At 56.5% G+C, this 19,932-nt stretch carries 22 protein-coding genes; 11 read left to right on the top strand and 11 right to left on the bottom strand.

Annotation, left to right across the window (positions count from 1 at the left end; genetic code table 11):
- The gene (locus RCA23_RS02405) at nt 1-486 is read left to right on the top strand and encodes an RNA pyrophosphohydrolase (protein ID WP_044048888.1); all 486 of its coding nucleotides are present in this window, start codon (nt 1-3) and stop codon (nt 484-486) included.
- An 11-nt stretch (nt 487-497) separates the two neighbouring features.
- Here RCA23_RS02405 and RCA23_RS02400 read toward each other — a convergent pair whose 3' ends face one another.
- The 4 genes from RCA23_RS02400 to RCA23_RS02385 form a co-directional block, all read right to left on the bottom strand.
- The gene (locus RCA23_RS02400) at nt 498-1,229 is read right to left on the bottom strand and encodes a metallophosphoesterase family protein (RefSeq protein WP_044048887.1); all 732 of its coding nucleotides are present in this window, start codon (nt 1,227-1,229) and stop codon (nt 498-500) included.
- Entirely contained in the window at nt 1,226-2,821 is a 1,596-nt protein-coding gene (gene serA, locus RCA23_RS02395) for a phosphoglycerate dehydrogenase (RefSeq protein ID WP_044048886.1), read from the bottom strand. Before serA ends, RCA23_RS02400 begins: the two co-directional genes overlap by 4 nt.
- 54 nt (nt 2,822-2,875) lie before the next feature.
- On the bottom strand, nt 2,876-4,018 hold the full coding sequence (locus tag RCA23_RS02390) for a phosphoserine transaminase (protein ID WP_044048885.1): 1,143 nt from the start codon (nt 4,016-4,018) through the stop codon (nt 2,876-2,878).
- A gap of 206 nt (nt 4,019-4,224) precedes the next feature.
- A complete protein-coding gene (locus RCA23_RS02385; RefSeq protein WP_044048884.1) occupies nt 4,225-4,722 on the bottom strand; it encodes a hypothetical protein in 498 nt (165 codons plus the stop codon).
- Between the two features lie 116 nt (nt 4,723-4,838).
- Between RCA23_RS02385 and serB the strand changes: the two genes are divergently transcribed.
- On the top strand, nt 4,839-5,717 hold the full coding sequence (serB, locus tag RCA23_RS02380) for a phosphoserine phosphatase SerB (RefSeq protein WP_044048883.1): 879 nt from the start codon (nt 4,839-4,841) through the stop codon (nt 5,715-5,717).
- A 60-nt stretch (nt 5,718-5,777) separates the two neighbouring features.
- On the opposite strand, the gene RCA23_RS02375 is transcribed toward serB, so the two are convergent.
- Complete coding sequence (locus RCA23_RS02375; protein WP_044051202.1) at nt 5,778-6,752, bottom strand: asparaginase; 975 nt, start codon at nt 6,750-6,752, stop codon at nt 5,778-5,780.
- A gap of 162 nt (nt 6,753-6,914) precedes the next feature.
- Between RCA23_RS02375 and RCA23_RS02370 the strand changes: the two genes are divergently transcribed.
- The 7 genes from RCA23_RS02370 (at nt 6,915) to RCA23_RS02340 (ending at nt 12,681) form a co-directional block, all read left to right on the top strand.
- Nucleotides 6,915-7,439, top strand: a complete 525-nt coding sequence (locus RCA23_RS02370; protein WP_044048882.1) for an invasion associated locus B family protein — start codon at nt 6,915-6,917, stop codon at nt 7,437-7,439.
- A 70-nt stretch (nt 7,440-7,509) separates the two neighbouring features.
- Nucleotides 7,510-8,700, top strand: coding sequence for a dual-specificity RNA methyltransferase RlmN (rlmN, locus tag RCA23_RS02365; RefSeq protein WP_044048881.1), 1,191 nt, complete (start codon nt 7,510-7,512; stop codon nt 8,698-8,700).
- 15 nt (nt 8,701-8,715) lie between these two features.
- The gene (locus RCA23_RS02360) at nt 8,716-9,645 is read left to right on the top strand and encodes a threonine/serine dehydratase (protein WP_044048880.1); all 930 of its coding nucleotides are present in this window, start codon (nt 8,716-8,718) and stop codon (nt 9,643-9,645) included.
- A 63-nt stretch (nt 9,646-9,708) separates the two neighbouring features.
- Nucleotides 9,709-10,536: a 2,3,4,5-tetrahydropyridine-2,6-dicarboxylate N-succinyltransferase gene (gene dapD, locus RCA23_RS02355; protein WP_044048879.1), complete on the top strand. Its 828-nt coding sequence runs from the start codon at nt 9,709-9,711 to the stop codon at nt 10,534-10,536.
- Nucleotides 10,537-10,611: 75 nt separating this feature from the next.
- A complete protein-coding gene (locus RCA23_RS02350) occupies nt 10,612-10,959 on the top strand; it encodes a hypothetical protein (protein WP_044048878.1) in 348 nt (115 codons plus the stop codon).
- The gene (gene dapE / locus RCA23_RS02345) at nt 10,959-12,089 is read left to right on the top strand and encodes a succinyl-diaminopimelate desuccinylase (RefSeq protein ID WP_044048877.1); all 1,131 of its coding nucleotides are present in this window, start codon (nt 10,959-10,961) and stop codon (nt 12,087-12,089) included. Before RCA23_RS02350 ends, dapE begins: the two co-directional genes overlap by 1 nt.
- Before the next feature lie 22 nt (nt 12,090-12,111).
- Entirely contained in the window at nt 12,112-12,681 is a 570-nt protein-coding gene (locus tag RCA23_RS02340) for a TIGR04282 family arsenosugar biosynthesis glycosyltransferase (RefSeq protein WP_044051201.1), read from the top strand.
- Here the strand turns inward: RCA23_RS02340 and RCA23_RS02335 are convergent.
- From RCA23_RS02335 to ade, 6 genes are all read right to left on the bottom strand, one after another.
- On the bottom strand, nt 12,678-13,088 hold the full coding sequence (locus RCA23_RS02335) for a thioredoxin family protein (RefSeq protein WP_044048876.1): 411 nt from the start codon (nt 13,086-13,088) through the stop codon (nt 12,678-12,680). The genes RCA23_RS02340 and RCA23_RS02335 overlap by 4 nt on opposite strands.
- A 22-nt stretch (nt 13,089-13,110) precedes the next feature.
- Nucleotides 13,111-13,842, bottom strand: a complete 732-nt coding sequence (locus RCA23_RS02330) for a cytochrome c biogenesis CcdA family protein (RefSeq protein WP_347721370.1) — start codon at nt 13,840-13,842, stop codon at nt 13,111-13,113.
- A gap of 55 nt (nt 13,843-13,897) precedes the next feature.
- Complete coding sequence (locus tag RCA23_RS02325) at nt 13,898-14,767, bottom strand: DMT family transporter (RefSeq protein WP_044048874.1); 870 nt, start codon at nt 14,765-14,767, stop codon at nt 13,898-13,900.
- Between the two features lie 145 nt (nt 14,768-14,912).
- Nucleotides 14,913-15,200 (bottom strand): HU family DNA-binding protein, encoded by a 288-nt coding sequence (locus tag RCA23_RS02320; RefSeq protein ID WP_044048873.1) that lies wholly within the window; start codon nt 15,198-15,200, stop codon nt 14,913-14,915.
- Nucleotides 15,201-15,321: 121 nt separating this feature from the next.
- Nucleotides 15,322-16,797: an AMP nucleosidase gene (locus RCA23_RS02315; RefSeq protein WP_044048872.1), complete on the bottom strand. Its 1,476-nt coding sequence runs from the start codon at nt 16,795-16,797 to the stop codon at nt 15,322-15,324.
- On the bottom strand, nt 16,784-18,598 hold the full coding sequence (ade, locus tag RCA23_RS02310) for an adenine deaminase (protein ID WP_044048871.1): 1,815 nt from the start codon (nt 18,596-18,598) through the stop codon (nt 16,784-16,786). Before ade ends, RCA23_RS02315 begins: the two co-directional genes overlap by 14 nt.
- A gap of 86 nt (nt 18,599-18,684) precedes the next feature.
- Here ade and arsC point away from each other — a divergent pair, with 86 nt between their 5' ends.
- The gene (gene arsC / locus RCA23_RS02305; protein ID WP_044048870.1) at nt 18,685-19,113 is read left to right on the top strand and encodes an arsenate reductase (glutaredoxin); all 429 of its coding nucleotides are present in this window, start codon (nt 18,685-18,687) and stop codon (nt 19,111-19,113) included.
- Between the two features lie 62 nt (nt 19,114-19,175).
- Complete coding sequence (locus tag RCA23_RS02300; protein ID WP_044048869.1) at nt 19,176-19,931, top strand: class II aldolase and adducin N-terminal domain-containing protein; 756 nt, start codon at nt 19,176-19,178, stop codon at nt 19,929-19,931.
- Nucleotide 19,932 lies beyond the last annotated feature (1 nt).

Raw genomic sequence — 19,932 nt, 5'->3', positions numbered from 1 at the left:
ATGCGCCACTCTGATATTGAACAGCTGCCCTATAGACCCAATGTTGGCGTCATGCTCATCAATCGGGCGGGCCTGGTCTTTGTCGCCCAAAGGCTCGAGCATTATTCTGAGGCTTGGCAAATGCCCCAGGGGGGCATTGATCCGGGCGAGGATGCCCGGGTGGCTGCCCTGCGTGAACTGGAAGAAGAAACCGGCGTTCCAGCGCAAAAAGTGCAAATCCTTGCAGAAACCCCGGGCTGGATTCCCTATGAGCTGCCCGCGGATTTGATCCCACAGCTTTGGGGCGGCAAATACCGCGGCCAGGAACAAAAATGGTTTTTGATGCGTTTTCTAGGCGAAGATTCAGATGTGAATATTGACACAGATGAGCCTGAATTCTCCGCCTGGAAATGGATCGCCCCCGCCGATCTGCCCGAGGCGATTGTGTCTTTCAAGCGCGATGTCTACCGCTCCGTGCTCGCCGCATTTAAAGAGCATCTACCGTAAAGGCGGCGGATCTATGCAGCCATAGATATTTTGCGCCGGCCCTGCGCGGTCAAAATGCTGCACCTCAGCTCTTCAAAGACCGCAGCCGTAAGTGGATGGCCATAACCGGCGCCGCTGTCGAGATTGACTCTGTTGCCATAATGGCAGGCCCGCTCGATCGGCGAATGGCCATGCACGATAATCTTTGGATGCCGACCGTCAAAATCCAGGAACTCTTCGCGAATCCACAAAAGATCTTCTTCATTCTGATCGCACAATGCGACACCGGGGCGGATACCTGCGTGACAAAAGAACAAATCCTCTGTCTCAAAGGTCAAAGGGCACCCCTCAAGAAAATCAAGGTGCGCCTTTGGCACCGCGCGCAACGCCTCGTCATGCACCGCGGAGAGCCGCCGGCGCGCGCTGAAATCCAGACCGTAAGAGCGCAGCGTGTCTTGCCCGCCCAATCGCTCATGCAGCCAACTCAAATCGGTAAACAGATGCGGATCTGCCCGGCTTGGAGTTTGCAAAAACCACTCAAACATCCGGTCATGATTGCCCTTTAAAAATGTCCAATTGCGCCCCGCATCGCGGCCCTGGATCAAAAAATCCAAAACGCCACGACTGTCAGGCCCCCGATCGATATAATCGCCAAGAAAGACGATGGGGGCCTCGGGCCCACCATCTTTTTCAATCCATTCAATCGCTTGGGTCAGCCCGGCCAATTGGCCATGGATGTCACCAATCGCATAGAGCGCCGTCATGAGACATCAAACTCTAAACGACTGACTTGGTTGAATTTTCCAGTCGCCTGCAAATCGGCCAATACCAGATCAGAGACCGGCGCATCCACATACAGCAAGGCAATCGCCTGCCCACCTTCCGCTGCGCGCCCCAATGTAAAATTCGCAATATTCACTTCATTTTTCCCCATGGTCGAGCCCAATACACCGATAATGCCCGGCACGTCATTATTGGTGGTATAGAGCATGTGACGCCCAATTTCCGCATCTACATTGATGCCCTTGATCTGGATAAAGCGCGGCTTGCCATCGCTGAACACTGTGCCCGCGACAGAGCGTTCCCGGGTTTGGGTAACCACTGTGACTTTAATGTAGGCATCAAAGACACCAGATTTATTTTGATTGGTCGTGCTGATCTTAATGCCGCGCTCTTCTGCAATCACTGGAGCGCTCACCATATTCACATCAGGATTACCCGCTTTCATGATCCCGGCCACAACGCCGCAGTTGAGCGCTGCGAGATTCATCGAAGCGACCGTGCCATCATATAAAATATTAATCGCCTTAATGGGCTCGGAGGTCATTTGCCCGATAAAGGCCCCCAAATGCCCAGCCAATGCCAACCATGGCCCCATGGTCTTAGCCTCTTCAGCTGTCACCGATGGCATATTCAGCGCATTGGTCACAGCGCCCGTCAGCAGATAGTCAGACATTTGTTCAGCCACTTGCACGGCCACGTTTTCCTGCGCTTCCGTTGTGGCAGCGCCCAAATGGGGGGTGCAAACCACATTGGGCAAGTTGAACAAAGGGCTGTCTGTTGCCGGCTCCACTTCGAACACATCGAAGGCTGCCCCGGCCACATGACCCGATTTCAGCGCCTCGGCCAAAGCGACCTCATCGACCAAACCACCACGGGCGCAGTTGATGACCCGCACACCGGGTTTCATCTTGGCAATCGCCTCAGCATTCAAAATATTGCTGGTCTGCTCGGTTTTGGGCACATGCAATGTGATGAAATCGGCCCGCGCCAAAAGCTCGTCCAGGTCCACTTTTTGCACGCCCAATTTTTCGGCCCGCTCTTGGGAGAGGAAGGGATCATAGGCCACAACCTTCATCTTGAGGCCCAAGGCACGCTCACAGACGATGCCGCCAATATTACCCGCGCCAATCACGCCAAGGGTCTTGCCCGTAAGCTCTACCCCCATGAATTTGGATTTTTCCCATTTCCCCGCGTGGGTAGAGGCGCTGGCCTCAGGAATTTGCCGCGCCACAGCGAACATCATCGCAATGGCGTGTTCTGCGGTGGTGATCATATTGCCAAAGGGCGTGTTCATCACGATCACACCTTTTTTGGAGGCAGCGGCCCGGTCGATATTATCCACACCGATGCCAGCCCGGCCAATCACCTTTAGATTGCTGGCCGCATTGATAATTTTTTCTGTGGCCTTGGTCGCAGAACGAATGGCCAAGCCATCATATTGATCAATGACAGAGAGCAATTTGTCTTTGTCCTTGCCAATGCTGGGATCAAAATCCACCTCAATGCCACGATCGCGGAAGATTTGAACAGCAGTTTCAGAGAGTTTGTCAGATACGAGTACTTTCGGGGCCATATCGGCGCTCCTTATTTTATGAGGGAAGAAAGTGGGGCTAGCCCCACCTAAAAATTATTCTGCGTCAAGCTCGCAGCGGTAAGCCCATTCCAGCCAGGGCAACATCGCCAGGACATCTGCCGTTTCAACCGTCGCCCCGCACCAAATGCGTAGGCCTGCTGGCGCGTCGCGATAGGCACCGATATCCAGGGCCGCGCCCTCCGCCTCTAGGCGTTTGGCGACCGCTTTGGCAAAACCTGCCGGATCTTGAATGCGCGGATCGGTGAATTTCAAACACACTGAGGTGACCGAGCGCGTCGCCGGATCCACAGCAAGATTGTCAATCCAATCCCGGGTGTCGCAAAAATCCCCAACCGCTTTGGCATTGGCCTGCGCGCGGGCGATCAACCCTGCGAGACCACCAAGGCTTTCAGCCCAATCCAACGCAAACAAATAATCCTCAACGCAGAGCATCGACGGGGTGTTGATCGTCTCGCCTCGGAAAATGCCTTCGATCAGCTTGCCGCCCTTGGTGAGGCGAAAAATTTTCGGCATGGGCCAGGCCGGGGTGTAGCTTTCCAGCCGCTCCACCGCACGGGGTGAGAGAATAAGCACCCCATGCGCCGCTTCCCCGCCGAGCACTTTTTGCCAGCTGAAGGTTGTCACATCAAGTTTGTCCCAAGGCAGGTCCACGGCAAAGGCCGCAGAGGTTGCGTCGCAAAGTGTCAAACCCGCGCGATCGGCCGCAATAGCAGAGCCATCAGGCATACACACGCCGGAGGTCGTGCCGTTCCAAGTGAAGCAAACGTCATTGTCATAATTCAGCGCCGCCATGTCGAAAATTTCGCCATAGGGCGCGATATGTTCGGAGGCCTCGATCTTCAACTGTTTCACAACATCGCTGACCCAGCCAGCGCCAAAGCTTTCCCAGGCCACCATCTGCGCCGGGCGTTCGCCCAGCAAAGACCACATGGCCATCTCAAAAGCGCCAGTATCGGAGGCCGGTACGATGCCGATTTTATAATCTGCCGGGATTTTTAGAACGCGGCGGGTTTGCTCTATGGCCTCAGCCAATTTTGCCTTGCCGCCTGCTGCGCGATGCGAACGGCCAAGCCAAGCATCACTCAAAGCGCTCTGGGTCCATGTGGGGGGTTTGGCGCAAGGGCCAGAAGAAAAACGCGGATTAGCCGGCCGCGATGCCGGATGTTCAATAGCCATCAATGCTATCCTCTCAGATATGCGCCCTTCGTTGGGGAAGGGTGTCCCATCTGCTGAGCTACCCAATTGCCCATTCAGCCACAAGAGCAGAAATGTCGGATTTTACACAAATTGCATCGCAGCCGGGCCACATTCTGAGCCGATCGGAAACTTCGCCATCCGGGCAAAGTGTTGTGGCTTGGCGGTTGGGGTATGCAGAGGTCTTTTTAAGGATAGGCAGCGCGCAGTTGAGCTATTTTTTCATCGGTGACGTCACCCTCGATGAGCACATGCACTTGGCCGTCTCGGCCCACCAAAGCGGTATAAATCTCGTTGCGCCCATCGATGCCCAATGCCTTATTGAACGCACGCTGGCTCGAATAAATCGTAATCGTCCGACCGCGCATCGCCGTTGAGGTGATGCCGGAGCGCATGCCATTATCGACGAAGCTTCGAAACAGAGCCGCGCCGCGCCCGACCACGGGCAGCTCAACCCAGGCCGGTCCCCCACGCTCTTGCAACCCCAAACGCGCCACCCAGGCGTTGATGCTCGGCTGTTGGTTCCGTTTATAGGCAATGAAAACAATCGTGGGATCACCCGGAAAATCTTGCGGCAGGCTGACAGCGCGCCCGTTCAAATCATCGGCATCCAGCGAAGGAAACTGTAACTCCGCTATCGCCATATTCGCCCAAAACACCACGACCAACGCCACGAGTATCCGCATTGTCCTATCCCTTTGCCCAAATGTCTTTCAAGGTTGTTTCGCCCGGCAGGCGGCTTTGGATCACTTGCAACTGTGCAAACTTCTTGGCACATGGCATCAAAGAAGGAATATCGCGGATGTTTGTAACCACTTTATTGTGCCAGCCAGGCCAAACGGCCATCACCCCCAATCTGGCGCAATCGCTCTGCAATGCCTGGGGCGGGCGGGACCTCACTTGGTTAGCACCGCGCGAGGCCGTGGAATTTGAATGCCTGCAAAGCCCCGACACCCTCTGGCAGGTGTGGCAAGAGATGCAGGCGCAGAACATTGATCTGGTGATGCAGCCCAGCGCCGGGCGACGCAAGAAAATGTTGCTGGCCGATATGGACAGCACCATGATTGAGCAAGAGTGCATCGATGAACTGGCCGTGGAAGCCGGCGTTGGCGATGAGGTCTCACAGATCACCGCAAGAGCGATGAATGGCGAATTGGATTTCGAACAAGCCCTGCAAGAGCGCACCGGGCTGCTCAAAGGCCTGGCGGTTGAGATCATCGACAAAGTCTATCAAACACGCATCACCTATATGCCCGGTGGCGCGCAGCTTTTGGCAACGATGAAAGCGAATGGCGCCTATGCGGATCTTGTCAGCGGCGGCTTTACGGACTTCACAGCCAAGGTTGCCAGCACGCTTGGGTTTGATAGCCACAGGGCCAACCGGCTGTTGCAGGCGGATCACTCTTTGACCGGTGAGGTGGGACTGCCCATATTGGGCCGTGAAGCAAAGGTGACAGCGCTCAACGAGCTTACAGCCGCGCGCGGCCTCACGCCTCAAGATGTCCTGGCCGTTGGAGATGGCGCCAATGATTTAGGCATGTTGCAGCTGGCCGGGACCGGCGTGGCGCTTCATGCCAAACCCATGGTGCAAGAGCAGGTGTCGGTGCGCATCAATCACGGAGATTTGACCGCGCTGCTCTACCTGCAAGGCTATTCATCTTCGCAATTTGTCACACCCTAGCGCTTGATCGACCAAAGTGGACGCCGCTTTGGCCGGTTGAACATATCCCAATTCAATACCTTAGAGGAGCGCCGAAATCTGTCCCGTCTGCAGCCCATCCCAATTGTGGATCGGGCCCAAGCGTTTGAGAGCGGCGGGATGATCCGCCTCCAGCACCCCAAGACGGATCAGCAAAGCCGCGATCAGCGCCTCACTGGCGCGGGTCGCCCCATCTTCAATCTTCACCGCGATCCCCGCCCGCAGACCTGGGATAATCGCGATAAACACAGCCTCTGCCCCCGTCTTCAGTGCAACGCCAGGAGCCGCGCGCATCAATTCCGTGCAGGCACGGGTCTCGCCCGCCACCAATTCCGGATGCGCCATCATGGCATCGCGCAACTGTGAAGCGGCCTTTCCAAGCGGATCGGCGCCGCCGGCGGCACAGCGCGCCATAGCCCGGGCCAAACCGGCTATACTGCAGGCCCAATTGGGCGCAGAGCAGCCGTCAATGCCATAGCCAGGGCTGGTCTCGCCCGTCATCTCTTCAAAGGCCGCCCGCACGGCAATTTGAACCGGGTGATCCACCTCGTGATACTCGGGCCCGGCCCGCAAATGTTGCGCCAAGGTCAAAAATCCGCAGTGTTTTCCGGAGCAATTATTGTGGTAACGGCAGGCGGATTGATCGGTTTTCACCAGGTGATTACTGGCCGGTATATCCCGGGGCCACTGGGTCCCACAGCGAAAATCCGCATCGGTCTTGCCGAGCTGCCCCAACCAGTCCAGCACAAGCTGCGAATGGATATCAGCCCCCTGATGTGAGGCGCAGGCCAATGCCAGATGCCGCGCCGTCAAGCCTTGGGCCGCGGCCGCGCCAGAGGTCACGAGGGGAAGGGCTTGCAATATTTTGCACGATGACCGGGGCAGGATCACATGCTCAGGATCACCCCAAGCCTCTATAATTTCGCCTTCGAAATTGCACACCACCGCATGACCGCGATGCTGACTTTCTAAAAATTCGCCCCGCCAAACTTCGATCAAGGGAGTTGCGTTTAACATTTCGGTCTCCAAATAAGCATTTTTTTGCCAAGAGTACCCTTTGAGGGCTTCCCCCACAGGTCTCTGGTGCGTTAGGTTCCCCATACCAAAGGACGACCTCTACGGCCAGATGAAACCTCTGCGCCCATGGGGCGACCGGCGAAATTAATAAAGGCGTATCTAATGTTAAAGACAGTGATTTCTTCTGTGGCATGTGTTTTGGCACTTCTTTGTTCGGCCGCTTCCGCGCAAGAAACCTCAAACCGGGTGGCCGCCAAAACCGATTGGTCGGTTTTCGTAGAAAGTGACCCAAAAGAATGCTGGGCCGTGACGGCTCCCAAAGAAACTGTCAACACCAAGGGCGGCAAGGTCGTTTCGGTGCGCCGTGGCCAGATCCTTCTGTTTGTATTTCACCGCCCCGGGAATGATGTGAAAGGCCAAGTGGCCTTCACCGGTGGTTATCCTTTCGCCAAGGATCGCCCGATCATTTTGAACATCGACGGCGCCGATTTTGAGCTCTCAATCGATGGCGAATGGGCCTGGCCGCCCAGCCCAAGCGATGACGCTAAGATTGTTGCAGCCATGAAACGCGGCGCAAAGGCCGTGATTACAGCGCAATCAGAGCGCGGCACGGTGACAAAAGACACATTCAGCCTGAAAGGCTTCACCGCCGCAGTCACCGATTCTGAAAAACGCTGCACCGGCTAAAATGCTCCGTACGATTGGCAAACACCCCGGGCCCTGCTAAAGCAGGGCCTTCTTCATATGGATAACAGCCATGACCTCTGCCTCCGCTCCCATCACCCAAGATCTCGTGACCCTGCCACGCAAGTTGCCAGAAGGGCCCATCAATCTGGTTGGCCTGACGCGGGATGCGCTGCAGGAGGCTTTGATCACAGCGGGCACCCCTTCGAAGCAGGTGAAAATGCGGCTGGGGCAGCTCTGGCAATGGATCTACGAAAAAGGCGTGCGCGATTTTGAGCAGATGACAAATCTGTCCAAAGACTACCGCGCGCTTTTGGCGGACCATTTTGTGATCGCAATTCCCGAAGTGGTCTCAAAGCAAGTGTCAACTGATGGCACACGCAAATATCTGGTGCGCATTGCGGGCGGGCATGAGGTGGAAACGGTCTACATTCCTGAATCTGATCGCGGCACGCTCTGCATCAGCAGTCAAGTTGGCTGTACCCTCACCTGTTCGTTTTGCCACACGGGGACGCAAAAACTGGTGCGCAACCTCACCGCAGGGGAAATTATTGGCCAGGTGATGCTGGCTCGGGATGATCTGGGCGAATGGCCCGCTCCGGGGCGCAATCCGGCCACCTCCGCAAGGCTTCTATCGAACATCGTCCTTATGGGCATGGGCGAGCCGCTTTACAATTTTGGAAATGTCCGCGATGCGATGAAAATCGCCATGGACCCTGAAGGCATTCAACTGTCGCGGCGGCGCATCACCCTCTCGACATCCGGCGTCGTGCCAGAGATCGCGCGAACAGCGACAGAAATTGGCTGCCTTTTGGCCGTCTCCTTTCATGCCACCACAGACGAGGTCCGCGACAAGCTTGTCCCCATCAACAAGCGCTGGAACATCGAGGCTCTTCTGGAGGCCCTGCGCGACTACCCAAAGGCGAGCAATTCAGAGCGGATCACCTTTGAATATGTGATGCTCAAAGGCATTAACGATAGCGACGCCGACGCGCATCGCTTGGTTGACCTGATCAAAGGGATACCCGCCAAAGTTAATCTCATCCCCTTCAACCCTTGGCCCGGCGCGCCCTATGAGCGCTCTTCTAACAATCGTATCAATGCGTTTTCAGAAATCGTCTATCAAGCTGGCTATGCCAGCCCCGTCCGCAAGCCGCGCGGCGAGGATATCTTTGCCGCCTGCGGACAGCTCAAATCAGCCACCGAACGCGCCCGCAAGAGCCGCAAGGACATCGCAGCAGAGACCGGCATTCATTCAACCTAGCGAGGGAGACAAACTATGGTGACAGCAAAGGATGTGTCCCACGCCTGGACGCGGATCAAACCCCATGTGCTGCGCACCCCCGTCCTCGAAACCGATGTCTTTGGTATGCCCCTCACCCTCAAACTCGAACAGCTGCAGCATACGGGCAGCTTCAAAGCCCGCGGCGCAATGAATTCTTTGCTCTCGATGGACGTACCCAAAGCCGGCCTGGTCGCTGCCAGCGGCGGCAATCACGGTGCCGCAGTCGCTTGGGCCGCAGCACGCTTGGGTCACAGAGCCCGCATTTACGTGCCCGAACTGGCGGGTGACGCAAAAATTAATCTGATCCAAAGCCTTGGCGCTGATTTGGTCGTTGTGCCCGGTGCCTATGCCAATGCATTGGAGCAGGCCTTGAGTTATGAAAAAGACAGCGGGGCGGCGCAGATCCATGCCTTCGATGCCCCCGGCACGGTGGCTGGGCAAGGCACGGTCATGGCAGAATGGGAAGAGCAAGGCCTCATGGCCGATACCGTGTTGATCGCCGTAGGCGGTGGCGGTTTGATCGGCGGCGCCATGGCCTGGCTTGAAGGGCGGCGTAAATTGGTTGGGGTCGAGCCATTCAATGCCCCGACGCTGACCCAAGCATTAGAACACGGGCCGCAGACCACGGTCGAAGTCTCCGGACTGGCCGCCAATGCCTTGGGCGCGAAACAGGCCGGGCGCATTTGTTATGATTTGGCGCGCGCGACCGGCACAAATTGTGTCAATGTGGAAGATGAGGCCATCGCAGACGCGCAAAAGCGGCTTTGGACCGCGCTGCGGCTTGTGGTTGAGCCAGCCGGGGCCGCGGCCCTCGCGGCCCTGCTCAGCGGAGCCTACCGCCCCCAAAAGGACGAGCGCCTGGCGGTACTTCTCTGCGGGGCCAACCCGGCCGCCTCGCCCTTTGGACCCGCAAAGCTGCAATAGGCCGTGGACCTGCGGCGCAAGTTTCAGTATGAGGCAGTAAATTTACATCAACCGGAGGCCTTTATGTCCAACGCACAGCTAGAAATTGCCATTGAGGCCGCGTGGGATACACGCGACACCATCACCCCCGCCACCACCGGCGAAACCCGCGACGCGATTGAAACAACGCTCAATGCGCTCGACAGCGGCAAGCTGCGGGTTGCTGAAAAGCAAGAAACAGGCGATTGGCATGTCAATCAATGGGCCAAAAAAGCGGTTCTCTTGGGCTTTCGTCTGAAAGATATGGAATTACAGGCCGGCAGCGCCCAGGGCGGCAGCTGGTGGGATAAAGTCGACAGCAAATGGGCCGGTTGGGGCACGGACGATTGGACCTCCGCAGGCTTCCGCGCTGTGCCCAACTGCGTTGTGCGTAAATCGGCCTATATTGCCCCCGGCGTTGTTTTAATGCCTTCTTTTGTAAACCTGGGCGCCTATGTGGACAGCGGCACTATGGTCGACACTTGGGCCACTGTCGGCAGCTGCGCGCAGATTGGTAAGAATGTGCATCTCTCCGGCGGCGTGGGCATCGGCGGCGTTTTGGAGCCCATGCAAGCGGGGCCGACCATCATTGAAGACAATTGCTTCATAGGCGCACGCTCGGAAGTCGTTGAAGGCTGCATCGTGCGCGAAGGCGCGGTCTTGGGCATGGGGGTCTTTATCGGCAAATCCACCAAAATTGTAGACCGGGAAACCGGCGAAGTGATGTATGGGGAAGTGCCGCCTTACTCGGTTGTGGTGGCGGGCTCGATGCCCTCCAAAAACAACATCAATCTTTATTGCGCAGTGATCGTGAAACGGGTGGACGCCCAAACGCGCTCCAAGACAGCCATCAATGAGCTTTTGCGCGACTAAACCCTTCATCTGCATGGCCGCGCGCGGAGCGGGGCCATGCAGACGGGTCACGGCAACCAACAAAGCAGCAGGGTCATGACTGAAAAAATTAAGCGCACCCACCATGTCTATACTTTGCTTGTCGAAGTCGGACGCAAAGAAGGCGACGGTCTGCCTGAGGCGGCCACAGGCGGCGCATTGATGATCTATGCCAGCGGCGTCGATGAGCCCGAAGCCGTGCGCGAAACGGTCGCCATTCTCAAACAAGCCGATCTCGCGCCCTTGGATGTGACTGGCTATGGGAGTTTGGAAGAACGGCTTGAAGAGGGCCATGATATCACAGACGACGAACGCGCCTTGATGCAACGAGCTTTGGATGAGAACAGCGTTGTTGTGGCACAGATGACACCCTTCTTCGAAAATGCCCCAAAAGGAGCACATTGATGATTGATCCGGCCGCCCTTACCGAAGATCTCATTCGCTGCGCCAGCGTCACCCCGCAAGAGGGCGGCGCCTTGCAACTGTTAGAGCGGCTTTTGACCGCCCATGGGTTTCAGTGCACACGGGTGGATCGCGGCGATGTGTCCAATCTCTTTGCCCGCTGGGGACAAGGCAAAACCTTTGGCTTCAATGGTCACACCGATGTTGTACCGGTCGGAGATCTCAAGGCTTGGAGTGTCGATCCCTTTGGCGCAGAAATTCGTGATGGGTTTCTCTATGGCCGCGGGGCCACTGATATGAAATCTGGTGTTGCAGCTTTCACCGCCGCCGCGATCGATTTTGTCACCGAAAGCCCGCCGGATGGCTCGGTTGTTCTGGCCATTACCGGCGATGAAGAAGGCCCGGCCAAAGATGGCACCGTCGCACTTCTTGATTGGATGCAAACGCAGGGCGAAAGGATGGATCATTGCTTGGTCGGCGAGCCGACCTGCCCTGACGTCATGGGAGATATGATGAAAATCGGGCGTCGCGGCTCGATGAACGGCTATTTCACCATCACAGGTGTTCAGGGGCACGCGGCCTATCCGCATCGGGCCAATAACCCACTGCCAGCTATGGCACGCCTCATGGACCAACTCGGCACGGCCACGTTGGACACGGGCACAGCGCATTTTGACGCCTCAACCCTGGCGGTGGTCACCATTGACACGGGCAACCCGGCCACAAATGTCATTCCAGCGCAATGTCGCGCCACGGTTAACATTCGGTTCAATGACGCCCATTCCGGTGCCAGCCTGACCGATTGGCTGCAAGAGCATGCCGACGAAGTGTCGAAGGACTTCAATCTGCGCGTTGACCTCGACGTCAGTATTTCGGGCGAAAGTTTCATGACGCCACCTGGGGAATTGTCGGACCTTGTCGCGCGCGCGGTACAGGTGGAAACAAACCGGACCCCGGTGCTCTCAACCAGCGGCGGCACGTCTGATGCCCGCTTTGTGCAGCATCATTGCCCCGTGGTCGAATTTGGCCTGGTCGGCAAAACCATGCATCAAGTCGATGAGCGGGTGGAAATCGCGCAAATCCATCAACTCAAATCGATCTATACTCGGATCTTGCGTGACTATTTCGCCTAAATACCGACGACGTTTGGTGGTCATGGTCAAGGAACCACGGCCAGGGCGGGTCAAAACCCGGCTCGGGCGTGATATTGGTATGACCGCCGCTGCATGGTGGTTTCGTCACCAAACGCGCCGGCTGCTGCGGCGCCTGCAAGATCCCCGCTGGGAGCTCATTTTGAGCGTCGCGCCCGATCATGAAGGTCTGCAAAGCCGCATTTGGCCGGCGCATTTGCCGCGCATTCCGCAAGGCTCGGGAGATCTTGGCCAGCGGATGAAACAGGTGTTCGACAGCCTGCCGCCCGGCCCGGTTTGCATTATTGGCGCCGATATCCCCGAGATTTCGCGGCGCCATATCTGGAAGGCCTTCGCCAGCCTCGGCCCCCATGAGGCCACGCTCGGCCCCGCCCCAGATGGCGGTTATTGGCTGATCGGGCTCAAACGCTGCCGCCCCAGCCCCAAAGGCTTGTTTGAGCAGTTGCGCTGGTCAACAGCCCATGCATTGCAAGACACGCTGACCAGCTTGTCAGATTTCACGGTCGCCCGCGTCGACGTGCTGCGCGATATTGACAGCGCGAAGGACCTCAAAGATCTGGGGTCTGTGCCCTAAGCGGCCATGGCTGCGGATAACGCCGTGTCCAAGAGCGCTTTGATTTGTTTTCTGGAGGTTCCGGCAACAATACGGCCAAGCTCTTGATCCCCATGCAGAACAACCAACGTCGAGCGGCGTGGAATACCAAGCTCTTTGGCCAGTTCTGCGCGGCCAAATTGATCATAGTCAATGGTAACAAATTCGATCTTCTCACCATAGGCCGGGTTGTCCTTCAAAAGTCGGGCCAGCGTTCGTTTTTGAGCGGCACAGGTGGTGCACCATTCGGTGGTGTAATCCACAAATACGGTCTTACCTTCCGATAGCAATTGCTTAACCAGCCCCGGCTCATAGGCTTGGGCGGCCAGCGCGACAGCCGGGGTTGCCAGAAAACAGCTGGAAGCCATTAAAAATTCACGACGGTTCATGACACGATCTCCTCAAAAGGTTTTAAAATCGAACAGACAAATCTTGCAGCCAATAGGGTAGGTTTTGCACGGCCCAAACTTCAATCCGGTGGTGCACACCAAATAGAATGGCCCCCCCCACCAGAACGAAAACCACCCCCAAAATAGGACGGGCGCGATGGGACAAAGCCCGCATCCACTGTACCCGGCGTTGCAACAGGTTACGCGCCCCATAGGCCAATACACAGATGATGCTAGAAACGCCCAGAGCAAACCCTGTCATGATTGCTCCGGCCCAAAGAAGTGAGCCACCCCCGCTGGCCAGAGCAATCGCCCCACCCAGGGTCGGGCCAATGCAGGGTGACCAGACCATACCCAATAACAAGCCACCGATGAATTGCCCGGACAGCCGGCCACGATCAACCTCGTCCAGCTGCGCGTCTGCTCTGGAGGCAAGCCCATTGGTCAGCCGGGTGAAGACCACGCCCAGGCCAGGCGACATTAACGCCAAGCCAAAGAGCACCATGACCCCAGCCGCAACCTGCGCCACAACCTGATCATTGATCCCCAACGCCGGACCGAAGGCTGAAATGCCGATGCCCAGCACGATAAACATCACGCTCATCCCCGCCGCCAAGGCCAGGGGGCCCCATTTGCTGGCCTGCAAGGCCGTCGCCAGAACGATGGGCAGGACCGGCAACACACAGGGGTTGATCAAGGTCAGCACCCCCGCGAGATATGCAAAAACGATCTCCATGGAGCCATTATGCGTCACAGCAAAGCCCCTGTCACGCAGATACGCAGTCCGATGCGATCACATTATCGTGCCGTTATTGCAATGTTTGCCGGGCCATTTGCACCGCCAAAATACCAAACATGATGATGACAACCCCAACAATATCCCAAATCCGCAGGGTCTCACCCAACAATACCGCTGCAATCATCACCCCAAAAAATGGATTCAAGAAGTGGAAAGTGGCCGCCTTCACCGCACCGATCCGCTGGACCAGCCAGAACCAGATAAAGGTGGCCACGAGACCGGGCATCAAGACCGTATAAGAAAAGGCGAGCACCAATTTCATCGACCAATTGACCACGGGCTGATCAAGAATAAGGCCCGGAATGACCAGAAAAGCCGACCCCACCAGCATTTGCAATCCGACGATCATCAACAAGTTGCCCCCCGATGAGGCGCCGCGCACCATCAAAGTCGCCACGGTCAGCGAAGCCACCGCGATGAAGCAGAGAGCAATACCATAAAAATCTGCCCCCGCCTGCATCCGAGCCCCCATGATGAGCGCAACGCCACCCGCACCAGCGCAAAGCCCCAGGACGCCCAGCGCAGAGAGGCGTTCTCGAAAGATCACCCAGCCAGCAAAGCCCACCGCCAAGGGCATCGTCGAGGCGATGATCGAGGCCAAAGAGGCTTCCACAGTCTGCATCGCCACGAAATTCAAACCTAAATACAAAGCATTTTGGCAAAGTCCAAAAATAATCGTGGCGCGCCACTGCCCGGGTGTGAGGCGCCATGTTTGCCCCAAAAACCGCGCAAGAGCGATGCCAATCAATCCTGAAATCAGAAACCGAAGGGAAAGGGACAGAATCGGCGGCGCGTCTGCCACAATGATCCGCGCAGAGGTGAATGCAGAAGACCAGATCAACGCGAACGCCAAGCCAGCCAAAATAGCGCGTATGTCCATCGGTATGTATCCTTAACCTACCGGCAGGAGCTTTGCGCAGTATTGCGCCCTGGGCAAGGCCATTTTGCGCAACCCAGACCAGTTGCAAATACAAAAGCCCGCGCCAGAGATCCGGCGCGGGCTTTCATAAAAAACTTATTTTTATTTAACCGTTTACGCTGTCTTTGAGCGCTTTCGCAATGGTCATTTTGACAACTTTATCCGCATCTTTTTTGAAGCTTTCACCAGTGGCGGGGTTGCGCACCATCCGCTCTGGACGCTCACGGCAATAGATTTTGCCAACACCTGGCAAAGTCACAGCGCCGCCGCCGGAAACTTCGCTGGTGATCAACTCACAGATCGCATCCAACGAGGCCGCTGCGGATTTTTTATCCGTGCCCATTTTCTCTGCCAATGCGGCAACCAATTGTGTTTTCGTCATAGGTTTCGACATATATTTTCTCCTAACAAGCCCAACACCTTGGGCACCAATCTCCAACAGTTAACTGCATATTGTAGAAAGACACAACAAATTGTATCGTATAAATTGAAAAAAATGACCAAAAGTCTCAATTTTATAGAAATGCTGTCTCCTCAAAACTTCTTAACTTACGCGAATGTATTCTCTCAAGCGGCATTTCGCGCAAAAGCTCCATTGCGCGAATACCTATTCGAAGATGACGCGAAACTTGAGTTTTGTAAAAGCTTGTCGCCATGCCGGGCAATTTCAACTCCCCATGCAGCGGTTTATCGCTGACGCACAGCAGGGTCCCATAGGGCACGCGGAATCGATAGCCATTGGCAGCGATCGTGGCACTTTCCATGTCTAGGGCAATGGCACGCGATTGGCTGAGCCGGTGCACCGGGCCGGATTGGTCTCGCAGCTCCCAGTTGCGATTGTCGATGGTTGCCACCGTTCCTGTGCGCATAATTTGCTTCAAATCATATCCCTGCAGGGCTGTGATCTCAGCCACAGCCTGCTCCAGGCTGGTTTGGATTTCGGCCAAAGCTGGAATCGGCACCCAGACCGGCAAATCGTCATCCAAGACATGATCTTCGCGCAAATAGGCATGGGCCAGGACAAAATCGCCCAGGCTTTGCGAATTGCGCAGACCGGCACAGTGCCCCACCATGATCCAAGCGTGCGGGCGCAGCACCGCTATATGATCGGTAGCGGTTTTGGCATTTGACGGGCCAACGCCGATATTCACCAATGTGATGCCACTGCCATCTGCGCGGGTCAGGTGATAGGTCGGCATCTGCGGCATTTTTTGCGGCGCTTGCAAAGGGGCAGCCGCGGTTGTGATGCGATGATTGTCCGGTCCAACAAAGGCCAGATAGCCACTGTTTGGATCTTCCATTTGCTCACGGGCGAAGGCCTCAAATTCCTCCACATAGAATTGGTAGTTGGTAAACAATACATGGTTCTGGAAAAATTTCGGATCTGTGGCGGTGTAATGGCGCAAACGGGCCAAGGAATAATCCACCCGCTGCGCATCAAATAAGGCCAAGGGTTGCGTGCCATCCGGCTGCACAACATCCGTTCCGTTGACAATATTATCATTGGTTGTGGCCAAATCAGGCACATCGAAAACATCACGCAGCACAAATCCAGCCGCATCCGCTGGAACCACGAGGCTTGGATCATGCGCCACGGCAAAATGGACCGGTATGGGCGTGTTCGAATAGCCAACCTGCACAGTGCAGCCATGATTTACGATCAACAACTCCAACTGTTGCTCTAGATAGTTCTGGAACAAGACCGGTTGGGTGATGGTCGTGGCAAAGACGCCCGGCCCATAGACATGACCAAAAGACAGGCGGCTATCCACCGACGCATAGCTTGAGGTTGTGATCCGCACCTCCGGGTAAAAGGCCCGATAGCGGGTGCTGCTATCGCCTGAGCCCAGAACCGATACGAATTTTTCGCATAAAAAATCAGAGGCCTTTTGGTACAGGGCAATCAAATGTGCAACAGCCTCTGGCGCTTGCGCAAAACTCTGCGGGGCCGCGTCATCAGGCAGGGTGAAAACAGGATCAAGCGTCCGCATCTTCTTGCCCCCCCTCTTGCACCACGGGCACAAGTTCAAATTTGCGCACATCCACCAGCCCGAGATCCGAAATGCGCAGATCTGGAATCACCACAAGCGCCAAAAGGGAGTGCTGCATATATGCATTGTTCAAGTTACAGCCACAGTCAGCCATGGCCTGCACCATGGCCGCAGCCTTGGCCGCAACCTCTTCAGCTGGCGCATCAGACATGAGGCCGGCAATGGGAAGTTCCACCAAGGCCAATTCCCGCCCGTCTTTCCATACGCTCACACCGCCGCCCACCTCTGCCAAGCGATTGGCGGCAAGGGCCATATGCTCGGCACAGGTGCCCACCACAATCATATGATGGCTGTCATGGGCCACGGTAGAGGCGATGGCCATCTCGCCCTGATAGCCAAAACCCGACACGAAGCCATTGGTCACACTGCCCCGTGCCCGGTGCCGCTCAACCAGGGCAATTTGGCAAATATCACCCTGCCCGCAAATGCGCCCGCCCCGCACCGGAAGCTCCGCCTCCAGCGCCTGCGTCGGCGCTTGGTTTTCCACCACGCCAATTACGCGCACTTTCGCCACCTCAGCGCCGTCATCTGGCGCAGGAATGGTAAACTCAGCGGCAGATTTTTCTGCCCCCATGTGAACCGTATTGCGCGCCTCGGCCGGCCAGGCGATATGCGGGCATTCTGTGGTGATCTTCCCCGCCAGCGCCACGGTTTTGCCCCTTGCAATCACCCGTTGAATCGGCAGCTCTCGCAAGTCAGAGGTGAAAATCACATCCGCCCGCCGGCCTGGTGCAATACTGCCCAATTCCCGCTCAAGACCGAAATGCGTTGCCGTGTTGATTGTGGCCATTTGCAGCGCGACCAAGGGATCACAGCCGCAAGCAATGGCATGACGCACCACACGGTTCATATGCCCGTCCTGCACCAGAGTTCCGGAATGGCAATCATCGGTGCATAAAATGAAGTTGCGCGGATCCAGCCCTTTCTCGGTGATCGCGGTGATTTGCGTTTCCACATCATACCACGCACTGCCCAGGCGCATCATCGAGCGCATTCCTTGACGCACCCGCATGACAGCATCCGCCTCACAGGTGCCTTCGTGATCATCCGCCGGGCCGCCTGCGGCATAGGCATGAAACGCCGGCCCCAGATCGGGGCTGGCGTAATGGCCGCCAATTGTTTTGCCCGCGCGGGCTGTGGCCGCCATCTCGGCCAACATCTGTGCATCGCCGTTGACCACACCGGGAAAATTCATCATCTCCCCAAGCCCGATGATCCCGGGCCATTGCATCGCCTCTGCCACATCCTCGGCGCTAATCTCATAGCCGGTGGTCTCCAGACCGGGCGCCGATGGCGCGCAGCTTGGCATTTGGGTGAAGATATTCACCGGCTGCATCAACCCCTCGTCATGCATCAGCTTCACCCCGGGCAGGCCCATAACATTGGCGATCTCGTGAGGGTCGGTGAACATCGTAGTGGTGCCATGCGGGATCACCGCGCGGGCAAATTCCGCTGGGGTCAGCATACCACTTTCCACATGCATATGCCCGTCACAAAGGCCGGGAATCACATAGCCACTCCAGCGCAACACCTCTGTCTTGGGCCCGATGCAATGGCTGGCATCCGGGCCAACATAGGCAAATCGCCCCGCCGCAATTGCCACATCCCATCGCAAAATTTCGCGTGTGTGCACATTGGCCAATTGGCCGCCTAAAATAACCAAATCTGCTGGCCTGCGCCCCGCGGCCACCGCAACCAGATCGGCCGCGCATTCAGACCAAGCCCTAAATGAATTGTCCATAAGGTAGATTTTCCGATCTAGACGGGCTGCGCAAGTCCCATTACAGTTTTTTTCACAGTAAAATACCTTTGGGTAAAGGGTTTAGTATGAATATTGTTATTTTCCACAATCCCAATTGCGGCACATCGCGTAATGTGGTGCAAATTGTTAAAGATGCGGGATTCAGCCCAACCGTGGTTGAATATCTCGATACCGGCTGGACAAAGCCACAGCTGCAAGCGCTATTTGCCACCGCAGGCCTGAACGCCCGGGATGCCTTGCGCACGTCAAAATCACCAGCGCAGGAGCTGGGATTGATGGGCTCTGATGTGACCGAAGAGCAATTGCTCGACGCTATGGTTGCCCATCCCATCTTGGTGAACCGCCCCTTTGTCGCCTGCAAAGGGCAGGTGCGACTCTGCCGTCCCTCGGGGCAAGTGCTCGATATGTTGCCACACTGGCCCGCCGCCCCCTATGCCAAAGAAGATGGCAGCCCGCTCATCACGGCCGATGGCGCTGTGGTGCCGGGCGCCTAGACGGGAATAGCTTATCTCAACGACACCAGCCTATCTGGCCGCAACCGACAAAGGACACTTCCATGACAGCCCCCGATCTGCGCCCCAATATGGACAATTGGCAAGAACGTGTCGATCTCGCCGCCGCCTTTCGCTGGACGGTCCGATTAAACATGCACGAGGCGGTGGCCAATCACTTTAGCTTGGCCATTAATCCCGAGGGGACCAAATTCTTGATGAACCCCAATCAAATGCATTTCTCTCGCATCAAGGCTTCCGATCTCATCGTTGTGGATGCCAATGATCCGGCCAGTATGGAAGGCCCCGATGCGCCAGATCCCACCGCCTGGGGCCTACATGGCGGGCTCCATCGCTATTGCAAACACGCGCGCTGCGCCATGCATGTGCATTCCCCCTATGCCACGGCCTTGGCGTCTCTCGCGGACAGCACGCTGCCGCCTGTGGATCAAAATGCCTGCATGTTTTTCAACCGCTATGTCATCGACAACAATTACGGTGGCTTGGCCTTCGAGGAGGAAGGCGCGCGTTGCGCCAGCCTATTTGAAGATCCCAAAAAGAAGGTCATGATCATGGGCAACCATGGCATTTTGATCATCGGCGAAACCGTCGCTGAAACCTTTAATCGCATGTTTTATTTTGAGAGGGCCTGCCAGACTTATCTCCTGGCTCTGCAAACCGGCCGGCCGCTGCGCATTCTTGATGCCGAAATTGCGGAAAAAACCGCGCAGGAGCTGGAAACTTATCCCGAGCAAGACGCCAGACATTTGGCCGAACTCAAGGCCATCTTGGATGAAGAGGGCTGCAATTACGCCGCATAGA

Origin of the sequence: Planktomarina temperata RCA23 (assembly GCF_000738435.1) — a bacterium.
Lineage (GTDB): Bacteria > Pseudomonadota > Alphaproteobacteria > Rhodobacterales > Rhodobacteraceae > Planktomarina > Planktomarina temperata.
The sequence above is the reverse complement of the archived record's forward strand: the minus strand, read 5'-3'. Positions and strand labels throughout refer to the sequence as shown.